The sequence below is a fragment of the Campylobacter concisus genome (genome assembly GCF_902460595.1).
In the GTDB taxonomy this organism is placed as follows: domain Bacteria; phylum Campylobacterota; class Campylobacteria; order Campylobacterales; family Campylobacteraceae; genus Campylobacter_A; species Campylobacter_A concisus_BL.
Map to the genome: position 1 here is coordinate 190,399 of NZ_CABPVA010000003.1, position 7,512 is coordinate 197,910.

The window sequence follows — 7,512 nt, forward strand, 5'->3', positions numbered from 1 at the left end:
TTTTAAACCTTTTGATGATTAAAATCTTAATTATTTTTTAAACAATAAATTTACTTTAGCAAATTTACCCCTGCGCTTTTTGAATATGCTTTGTGTCTTTATAAATTTATAGATATTACTTTGACGTAAAACAATGATAATACCTAGCATCTTTCACTACAATCTCCACAAAATAAGAATTTAGCTATACATATTTTATAAATTTATCCGATATGGCTTAGACTAAAACAAGGAAAGATATGAAAGAAAAAAAGCTGATCATAAAAGACATTCAGGGTGAAATTTACATCATCAGTCAAGACGGAAGCATAAAAATGCTAAAAGATGGTGATGAAATTTACGCTGATCAGAAAATTTTTACTAAAAATTTAGATGCCAAGATCACTTTAGAAGATGGCGAGCAGGTAAATTTAAACGCTCATCAAAGCATAAATTTAGATGAAATTTTAAAAATCTCAGCAAAAGAAGCAGAAGAAAAAGGCGAGAGCGAGCGCGGATATGGATCATCGGCGAGCGAGGGCATATCTTTAAGTGCGGCGAGCTTTGTCACAAGCGGACATAGCGCAAATATCCATCAAATTTACAACCAACACAGATCTTTAGAGCCAAACATAAATAGCGCCCAGCCAAGCGAGCTAAAAAGCGTCTCAGGTGCCTCTAGCACGCTGGTAGAAAAAAGTAGTGCCACCGCAGAGCCAAAAGAAGAGCCATTTATAGATACCATAAATGTGTTAAAAAATGTCACAAACAGAGGACTAGACGCAGATATATGGCTTTATGACTCAGCTAGAAACCATGGGCGAGGGCTTGATTATTATGATATAGAGCATAATAGCAAAAGCATACTAAAAGAGTGGAGTGCAAGCCATCACGTAAGTGCGACAAGTACTTTTAATGACCTATATTACTATAGTGGGCAACAGGCTGATCCTGGATATTTCGACACATCAGATCCAGCTAAAGCTAGCAGAATACGCGACCGTACTCCGACAGCTATGGAGCTCGCTAGGATAGGCAGAGCTTCAAATGCGGACTATGCCAATGATAGACTAAGCGAAAATATGACCAGCCCCTTCAAGCCACACAATTTAAACGGACACTATAAACTATATGAGTCCAAGATAACAGCAGATGGAGTGATGGTCAGTATGGATGGCTGGATATTTATAAAAAATCGTAGTGATATTAACAAGTTTTATTATGATTCAAAGCAAGAAAGGCAAAGTATTAAGTTTGAATTTGATGGTAGAGAAATTTCATGGCAGCCATTTGGATGGGCAAGTAAAAATGGCGGCAGAGATGAAGGCAATGCCATACAAAGCGAAAGCACAAGTAGCCTAAATTTAACAGAAGACTACGGCTTTTATAAAGTACATATAGAAGTATCTGATGAGAGATATAGTTATATTTTTGTAGCATTCTCTGGTATCAGCCCTAATAAAATTATTTCAGATGACCCTAACATAAAACTAGTCAGCAACGCCTATATGGAGGCTCTTGCTCAAAAAGGCCTTGTAACAAAAGAGAGCGATACGTTTTATAAGGCAAAAGAAACAAATGGTGTGAAATTTGGCGACAATGCAAGCGATTTTGATAAGCCATTTGACCTAAAATTTGAAGGCACAAAAGACGTTGGTAGTAACGATGATGATAAATTTATCTTTAACTCACACGATATCGACGCAAAAGGCGGTATAGACACGCTACTTTTTACCCAAAACGTGGATCTAACAAAGATAGAGGATCTAGATAAGCGCCTTGAAAGCTTTGAGCGCATCGAGCTTGACAGCACAAAGGCAGTAAAACTAAAGCTAAACGGGCAAAACATAATCGATATGATAGACTCAAACCCTACCAAAGGGCCTGATGGCTTAGAGAGCCTAAACACCATCCTTAAAATTTCAGGCGATAGTGACGACGTGGTGCAGCTAGTTGGAAATTTCGTAAAGGCCACAAATGGCGAAGTAGCCGCCCTAAATGCAAAAAATAGCGTCATCGGAGCTGATGATAACAAGCTCAATGAGGTTGGTGGCGAAGCGGTCAATCAAGTCTATAAAGGCGAAAATAACGCTGGGCAGACATTTTTTGTCGAGATAGATAAAAACGTGCATGTCGAGGTGATGTAGTACAAACTATATAAATTTTTAAGAGATTTTCCGATACTACAATACACACATTTTACAGGGATGAAAAAATGCCAAATTTTGACGCCATAAGGATCGGCGTTATCAAAAAGATCAAGGGTGAAGCCATCGCCATAAGTAGGGACGGCACTATGAGGGTGCTGCACAAAGGCGATGAAATTTACCTTGGTGATGATATAAAAACGAGCGAAAACTCGAACCTTACCATTGCTTTTGATGACGGTGAAAAGGCTTATGTCGGCTTTAGCTCGGTATTTCACACTATAAATGTCTTTGCTGAGCACAAAGGCGAGCTAGTCATCCCAAAAAACGCAAACATCCTTGAAAACCATAAAGAACACGCAAATGACGATGATCAAATCTCCCATCAAGAGCTATCTCCTCACGGCTCATCATCGCAATACTCTGCTTCAGTGGGCAGTGGTGGCATCAAATTTGAACTAGGTGGCCACTACTCAAATATCTACGACTTCTACACTGGTTTGCGCGCTCTTGAAGCTAGGCATGACGAGCTTAAATGGCCAGTTGGCGAGGCTAAAATCGGCGGGGTCTCTTACGCTGGATTTGGCGCGCAAAACCTAAATTTTACACCGCCAGAGCCAAACATCGTGCTAAATTTTAACCTCACAAGCGATACTGGCGAAAAAAAGGGCTTTCTAGGAGGAGCTCAGCTAAACTCGCTACCAAAAACTCCTGATGGCAAGAAAATCATCACAAGCATAGACGCCCATATCCCAGACGTTGCTAAAAATGGCGACATCATCACGATAAAGACAAACATGAAAGGTGGCGGCAAAACTAGCAACTACAAAGTAAATACGATAACAAACGAGCTAATCCCAGTTGATAGCACCGGCACGCCTACTGGAGCGCCTCCTATACCTATCGTAAATGGCAAAGCAGAGATCACTGGGGTTGAAATTTTAAACCATGGCAAAACGACCGTGACAAGCTCATACACCACTGGAGGCAGGACATTTACAGCGCCACCAACTGCCTATGAGCTAAACGACACGCCAGCCATCTCAAAAGTGACAGCCACGCTTGATCTTGATAAAAATGGCGACGGCGTGATAGATGCGACCGAGCTAGGATATGGCAGTGGCACGCAAACTAGCGGTATGAAATTTGTAGTGCCTGACGAGCTTAGCACTGGAGATAAGATCACGTTTAAGCTAAATGAACCAGGCAAACCACCAGTTGAGAAGAAATTTACGCTAGATAAAGAAAATGGCACAGCAACTGATGAGGATGGCAACATATATACATTTACGACCGATGAAAATGGCGCGGTTAGCTTTAGCGTGCCAAACATCGCAAACATCACAGCAGGAAGCAGCATAGAAACTGGCGTAGTTGATAAATTTGGCAACGTCTCAGCCACAAGTACTACACCAAGTAGTAACGTAAGTGACACCGTCAAAGTGACGCTAACAGCTGATAAAAACGGCGATGGGCTGATAAGTAGCGACGAGATAGGTGATGGTACTTCAAAGGTTGAGATAAATTTACCTCGCACTATAAAGCCAAAAGAGAGCGTCACTATCAACATAGGTGGCTCGCCAAAAGAATTTGTAGTAAGCGACGATGGCACAAGCGTCTATGATAAAAATAACCCAAGCGTAGTAGTGCCAATAGTTAATGGTAAATTTGAAGTGCCAGGCGTAAGCGTGCCAGTAGCACCTGGCTCAAGTGTATCTATAAGCACGGCGGTTAATGACGAGCATGGCACGCCAAAACCAAATGGCACAAGTAGCCAAACCACCCCAAGCGTCGTAGTAGCTCCTCCTGTAAAATCAGCCAAGATAAGCTTTGATAGTGACTTGGGCTCTAGTAATAGAACACCAGATGGCAAGATAGATACCTCAGAAAATAGATATAATGACGGCGACCCAACAAAAACTGAGGCATCTATAAAAATCCCAAGCGTGATAAAAGAAGGCGATAAGATAGCTATCGATGTCACCAACCCAGACGGCAGTAAAACGCACAAGGTTTATACATACACTAAAGGCAAGATAATCGCCCCTGATCACAATGAAGTGCCACTAAATGATGGTAAATTTAAGGTCACAGTGCCAATAGAGCATGGCAAAACCACAAGCATAACGACGACCATGATGGACAAGGCTGGCAACAAAGGCGAGAGCGACACAAATGAGATAAAATTTAGCGACAGTCCAGTGGCGAAATTTGTCAAAGACGCTGACGGAGATGGGCTCATAGATGACACCACTGGAGCTATAACGACCTCTGATGTAAAGGTCTATCTCCCAAGTAGTGCGGTGCCAAAAGATGAGCTAAAGATAAGCATCCTAAACCCACTTACAAACAAACAATCAACCGTGAGCTACATCCTAGACGATGATGGCGTGCATATGATAAACAAAAAAGATCCAAGTGATATCAAAGTGATAAGTGATGGAGCTATCACCATACCAGACGTGACGGTAAGTAGCAAGCGCCCGACCTTAGTCGATGCGACCCTTATAAAAGATGATGGAAGTGCAATATCAGGCACTTCAAGCGGTAGGCTATTTGCCTTTGGCGTGCTTGACTATATAGACGATGTAAAACTTGTTACAAAGATAGATAATGCCGATATCCACTCTGCAAAATACCTAAACGAAGAGAACTACGAGCATATCATCTCAACAAGCCAGTATGAGTCAAATTCGACCCAAAAGATAAACTACAACATCGCTCTTACAAATGACGAACAGCCATACATTAAATTTGGTATAAATAAGCCAGATACCACAAGCGACGGCAAAGGCTACGTGCTAATCGAGATAAAAGATGAAAACGGAAATATAAGTGATAGCTTTATAGCCAAGATCGAGAATAACACCGTCATAGCAGACTTTGAAAAGGTTGGCAAAAAGCTAGATAGAACGCACCACATCATAGACGCCACCTACGTGGGGGCTGACGGCGTGCCTCAAAGAGATGATAACCTAACTATCACGGTCGATCTTGACTCAAAGCCTGACAAGCTAATAGAATCTGACTTTGATAATATAAAAAATAGCTCTGGTAGCTACGCTATAAATTTTAGCGGCAAAGGCGAAGCTGCAAACAATCCGCACGATGAAAAATCAAAAGATGTAGAGGTCATAGATGCTGAGACATCTGAGAAGACTACACTGACACTTGATAGAAATTTAAGCTACTCTGGAAGCTTTAACGTAGCACAAAACACTGGCAGCAAAAACTACATAGTAGAAAGACTAGATGACGCGGGAAATTTAGCCGTTCAAACCGTGACTATGGTGGCAAACAAAGGGCTTGATGTTGATATGTGGTTTTATGATTGTACAAATAAAGAATTTATAAATAAATTTATGTATCCTGGACCATTTTTACAAACAGATAGTGCAAATTTATTTTATGTAAAGCATCACTATAAAGAGTGGATGGAGTGGGCTGGTGTTAGTGCAACTACTACGTTTGATGAAGTCTCCTTTAGGGGAGGAAAAGATTATAAATTAAGCTGGACTAGACCATCAGCAGGCGAACTAAATACAAATGATATGGCAAGAGTAGGACACTCCCCTTTGGCAAGCGATACAGACCACACTAATACCCACTACAATGTAAATCACTCGGGTAACTACACCTTGCTAGAAGCTGAGACTGTAGGAACAGACCTTGTCATGCATATGAGTGGATGGATATATATAGAAGAAGATGGCGAGTACCACGTAAGGGCGGACCGCTTTCAAGATCATGTATATATGGAGCTTGGCAATTATAAAATAGTTGCGTCATATTGGAATGGCGACCAACAACCACATCCTCCACAAAATCCAAACCCTTGGTCAACAAGAGAAGTTAATAGAGTGGGTGATACTGTTTTGGGATACCCTAACGTCATAACATTAAAAAAAGGCTTTTACAAATTAAATATCGACTATATAGATCAAAGAACAGATGTGGATCTCGATATACAGATAAGAAAACATAAAAATCCTATATATACAGATGCTGACTATAAAAATATTGGCTCGCAAGGAAGTGGCACACATCTTTTTAGTAATAGCTATATAAAAGCTTTGGAAGATAAAGGATACGTTAGTAGTGCTGATGCAAATGGCTATAGAAAAGCACTAAATGGTTATGGAAATGACCCAGATGATTTTAATAGAGTAATGCACTTAAAACACAATACAAATACTCTTGAAGGAAGTAATCTAAATGATGTCTTTATCTATAATGGCAAGAGTATAGATGCAAAAGGTGGTGTAGATAAGCTGATATTTGTTGAAGATACAAAACTAGAAAAAGTAAGTAATTTAAATGATACTTTAAAAAGCTTTGAACGTTTGCAACTAGGTACTGAAACCCAAGCTGTCTCAATATCACTCAATACTAAAAACGTTCTTGATATCATAGACTCAAAAGAGACCACCATAACCATTGGTTCAGGAAGTGGTAGAAAAAAGATACAAGATACGCAAAATATGAATACTGTCTTAAAAATCTCAGGCGATGATGAAGATGGCGTTAAGCTAATCAGTGATGGAAATAATAAATTTGAACTAGCTACTGATAAAGAAGTGACTATGCTTAACTGGAAACATAGTCAAGCCATTGGAGATGAATTTAACAAAGTAGCGATTGATGGTAGCGGACATGCACTAAATCACGTCTACAAAGGCACGTACACCGATGGAACTAGCACAAAAACATTTTTCGTTGAGATAGATAAAAATATCAAGATCACTCACGAAGGAGATGATCAAAACAATACCTTTATCTACGAAGGCAACAAGATAGACGCAAAAGATGGCGTTGATACGCTCATCTTTACTGAAAATGTCGATCTTAGTAGAGTGGATGATCTAAATGATAAACTAAAGAACTTTGAAACTTTACAGCTTGGCAGCAAGAGCACTCAGGCGGTCTCGATAGGACTGGATGCCAAAAGCGTGCTTGATATCATAGACTCGCAAGTAACAGATGGTGGCTTAAAAAGCGTAAATACCGTGCTAAAGATCAAAGGCGATAATAATGACAAAGTGGCGCTGGAGGGCAAAGGCACTATCTTAACGCAAGCTACAGACAGCGAAGTGGCAGCACTAAATTTAAAGCATAGCACTTTAGGTGATACGCACAACCAAGTGGCGATTGATGGTAGCGGACATGCGCTAAATCAAGTCTATAAAGGTGTATATGGTAGCGGAGCTGGCGCACAAACATTTTTTATCGAGATAGATAAAGATGTAAGTGTAGTAAATTTGGTGCATTAAATTTAACTCTGTCAGGCTAAAAATTTATAGTTTTATATTTAAATTCCTTAAAAATAAAAGCTTCTTGTAGATTTTTAAACTTAGTTTAAATATTTAAAATGTATAATCCAATTTCC

The 7,512-nt window shown here is 40.0% G+C and carries 2 protein-coding genes; both read left to right on the top strand.

Features of this window, described 5'->3' with window-relative positions:
• The first annotated feature begins 239 nt into the window (after positions 1-239).
• A complete protein-coding gene (locus tag F3G86_RS07135; protein WP_149723446.1) occupies positions 240-2,126 on the top strand; it encodes a hypothetical protein in 1,887 nt (628 codons plus the stop codon).
• Between the two features lie 68 nt (positions 2,127-2,194).
• Positions 2,195-7,396 carry a hypothetical protein gene (locus F3G86_RS07140; protein WP_149723447.1) on the top strand — a complete coding sequence of 1,734 codons (5,202 nt, stop codon included), beginning with the start codon at positions 2,195-2,197 and terminating at the stop codon, positions 7,394-7,396.
• Positions 7,397-7,512 lie beyond the last annotated feature (116 nt).